We start from the raw sequence: 2,191 nt of genomic DNA on the forward strand, positions 1-2,191 counted from the left end.
GCCGCAAAGCGGGCGAGGAAGACGAGGCCGAGGAAGAGCATCGCCAGCCCGACCTTGACGATGGTGTTGGCCGCAGCGAGGCGCTGGGCCCAGACGGGCATGGGGATGGGACGGCGCGGGACGGGCGCCGAGGCCGGTGGTTGGGGTGCCGGCCTGGGCGGCGGCGGTGCAGCAACCGGCGTCGCGACGGTAGGTGGCAACGGCGCGACAACCGCTTCGGTCCGCTGAGGCACGGCCACAGGGGGCGTTGAAGCGGGTGGTTGAGCGGGCAGCGGCGCCGGCGCCGGTCCGCGGGCTGTGAGCTGCTTTTCCAGGTCGGCGATGCGCCGCCCCTGTTGCATCTGCTGCCAGCCCAGCCAGCCCACCGCGGCGCCGAGAAACGCGCCGATCAAACTCTCCGAGGCGAAGCCGCCGAACAGAGCGCCCAGCAGCAATGCAACGACGGCCACGGGGCTCAAACGCCTTCGATCAACACCATGCGCATGACGGCGATGCCCTCGCGGGCCTCACGCGCCACACCGTACTCGGGCGAGTCATAGAAAGCCTGTGCGGCTTCCGGCGTGGGGAACTTCAGCAGCACGACACGCTCGGGTGTCCAGTCGCCTTCGAGCACCGTGGTCTTGCCGCCGCGCACCAGCACCTCGGCGCCATGCTGCTTCATGGCCAGCGTCGAGAGCCGCCGGTAGTCCTCGTATTGCGCTGGGTTGGTGACCTTGACGTTCGCGAGGATGTAGGCAGCCATTTATCTCTCAGCAGCTGAAATCATTCTCAAGCAGCGGCTGCTGCTTGACGACGCGATCCAGCGCCACCAACTGCTCCAGCAGCGTCTTCATGTGCTTGAGCGGCACGGCATTCGGGCCGTCGCTGAAGGCCTCGGCCGGGTTCGGGTGGGTCTCCATGAAGAGCCCTGCCACGCCGACGCCCACACCAGCCCGGGCCAGCACGGGCACCATCTCGCGGGCGCCGCCGCTCGAGCCACCCAGGCCACCGGGCTTCTGCACCGAGTGGGTGACGTCGAAGACCACGGGGGCGCCGGTGTTGCGCATTTCGGCCAGGCTGGTCATGTCGGCGACCAGGTTGTTGTAGCCAAAACTGACGCCGCGCTCGCAGGCGAGGAAGAGGTCTTCGGACAGGCCCACCTCGCGCGCGGCGGCGCGGGCCTTGTCGATGACGTTCTTCATGTCCCAGGGCGCGAGGAACTGGCCCTTCTTGATGTTGACCGGCTTGCCACTTTGCGCAACCGCACGGATGAAATCCGTCTGGCGGCACAGGAAGGCCGGGGTCTGCAGCACGTCCACCACGCTGGCGACCTCGGCCACTTGGCCAGCATCGTGCACGTCGGTCAGCACCGGCAGGCCGGTCTGGCGGCGCACCTCGTCGAGGATCTTCAAGCCGGCTTCCATGCCGACACCGCGCTTGGTGGTGCCGGACGACCGGTTGGCCTTGTCGAACGAGCCCTTGTAGATCAGCGGAATGCCGAGGGCCGTGCACGCCTCTTTCAACAGGCCGGCGACGTCGAGCGACATCTGCAGGCCCTCGATCGAGCAGGTCCCGGCGATCAGGAAGAAAGGCTTGTCGATGCCGACATCGAATCCACAGAGCTTCATAGGTCAGGCCTTCTGATGGTGTTCCAGCGCAGCCTTGATGAAGGCCGTGAACAGCGGATGGCCGCCCCAGGGCGTGGACTTGAATTCGGGGTGGAACTGCACGCCCACGAACCAGGGGTGCACCTCGCGCGGCAGCTCGACCATCTCGGTCAGCTTCTCGCGCTGGGTGATGGCCGAGATGACGAGGCCGGCCTTCTGCAGGCGTTCGAGGTAGTGCTCGTTGGCCTCGTAGCGATGGCGGTGGCGCTCGGTGACGATCGGGCCATAGATGTCACGGGCCAGCGTGCCGTCCTTGACGTCGGAGCTCTGCGCGCCCAGGCGCATCGTGCCGCCGAGGTCGCTCTTCTCGTCACGCTTCTGGATGCTGCCGTCGGCGTCCTGCCATTCGTCGATCAGCGCGATGACGGGGTGGGGCGTCTCGGGATCGAACTCGGTGGAGTTGGCGTTCTCGAGGCCTGCCATGTGGCGGGCGTACTCGATGGTCGCGACCTGCATGCCCAGGCAGATGCCCAGGTAAGGCAGCTTGTGCTCACGGGCGTACTGGGCGGCCAGGATCTTGCCTTCCACGCCGCGCTTGCCGAAGC

The 2,191-nt window shown here is 67.2% G+C and carries 3 protein-coding genes and 1 pseudogene; all 4 read right to left on the reverse strand.

Annotated elements, in window-relative coordinates; all coding sequences use genetic code 11:
• Window positions 1-449: pseudogene (locus ACXJKR_RS30395) on the reverse strand (hypothetical protein); the annotation flags it as partial.
• Between the two features lie 5 nt (window positions 450-454).
• Complete coding sequence (locus ACXJKR_RS30400; protein ID WP_056196820.1) at window positions 455-742, reverse strand: DUF1330 domain-containing protein; 288 nt, start codon at window positions 740-742, stop codon at window positions 455-457.
• Window positions 743-749: 7 nt separating this feature from the next.
• Window positions 750-1,607, reverse strand: coding sequence for a 3-deoxy-8-phosphooctulonate synthase (kdsA, locus tag ACXJKR_RS30405; RefSeq protein WP_457326017.1), 858 nt, complete (start codon window positions 1,605-1,607; stop codon window positions 750-752).
• 3 nt (window positions 1,608-1,610) lie between these two features.
• The coding region (locus ACXJKR_RS30410; RefSeq protein WP_457326019.1) for a glutamine amidotransferase-related protein at window positions 1,611-2,191 on the reverse strand (581 nt) is incomplete at its 5' end.

This window comes from Roseateles sp. P5_E11 (genome assembly GCF_054049355.1).

Excerpts from the sequence above, each read along its gene's own strand:
- ACXJKR_RS30400 (WP_056196820.1), bottom strand. The coding sequence starts at position 742 with ATGGCTGCCTACATCCTCGCGAACGTCAAGGTCACCAACCCAGCGCAA.
- kdsA (WP_457326017.1), bottom strand. The coding sequence starts at position 1,607 with ATGAAGCTCTGTGGATTCGATGTCGGCATCGACAAGCCTTTCTTCCTG.